The 802-nt window shown below is 60.1% G+C and carries 1 protein-coding gene and 1 pseudogene; both read left to right on the forward strand.

What is annotated here, in order from left to right:
* Window positions 1-336 (forward strand): annotated as a pseudogene (locus MKS11_RS27450) (plasmid segregation protein ParM domain-containing protein); the annotation flags it as partial.
* Between the two features lie 2 nt (window positions 337-338).
* Window positions 339-802: plasmid partitioning/stability family protein (locus MKS11_RS27455; protein WP_284109802.1), on the forward strand; the 464-nt coding region annotated here is incomplete at its 3' end.

Raw genomic sequence — 802 nt, forward strand, 5'->3', positions numbered from 1 at the left:
GCGGCAGACAGCGAAACCAGCGCCCTCATCGCTGACACTATCATCCGCAACCGCAATGATCGTCAGTATCTGCAGCGTGTGATCAACGATGCCGGTAAAATCGACGAGGTTCGGAACAAAATAACAGAGGCGATCACTTCCCTGGGGGCGCGTGTCACCAGTGAGCTGACGGCCTTCAGGAACGTTAACCGGGTATTCCTGGTCGGGGGAGGGGCTTCCCTCATAGAAGAAGCTATCCGTCAGGCCTGGCCTCTGGCTCCTGACCGTATCGAGGTTATAGGCGATCCGCAGATGGCGCTGGCCAGGGAGATTGCCCTTTACAATAAAGAGGACTAAACGTGCCGGACGGCCAGTATTCTTTCTATCTGCACAGCGACGATCGCACCGACATCGCGGCAATGGCAACCATCAGCACCATCTCACAGCCCCTGCGCGGTGAGTTCATCCGTACCGCCGCCACCGCCGGGGCGGTGGTATACCAGGTGGATGCCCGTTTACCGGCGCTGATCCCGGTGTTCTTTGCCGGGCAACTGAGCGCTGTCCGCCTTTGCGCCGTGATGGCCCTGGTCTCCGGAACCTGGTCCTCACTCACCGGCCTTCCGGATGAGCCCGAAAATGGTGAGGCAGCTCTGCCCGTGTCACCGGAGACAGAATACCAGCGCCGGCGTTACACCCTGACGCTTCAGAATGGCCGGAGTGGGGAACGGGTGGAAAGTGTGCTGACGGAAGCGTCATCCCGTCTGCGTGGGGATCTGCTGAGAAACCTGATTATCACCGGTCTTGCCCTCCACACGACGGCGCC

It is taken from the genome of Klebsiella sp. K5-45 (assembly GCF_030128605.1).
GTDB classification, from domain to species: Bacteria; Pseudomonadota; Gammaproteobacteria; order Enterobacterales; family Enterobacteriaceae; genus Klebsiella; species Klebsiella quasipneumoniae.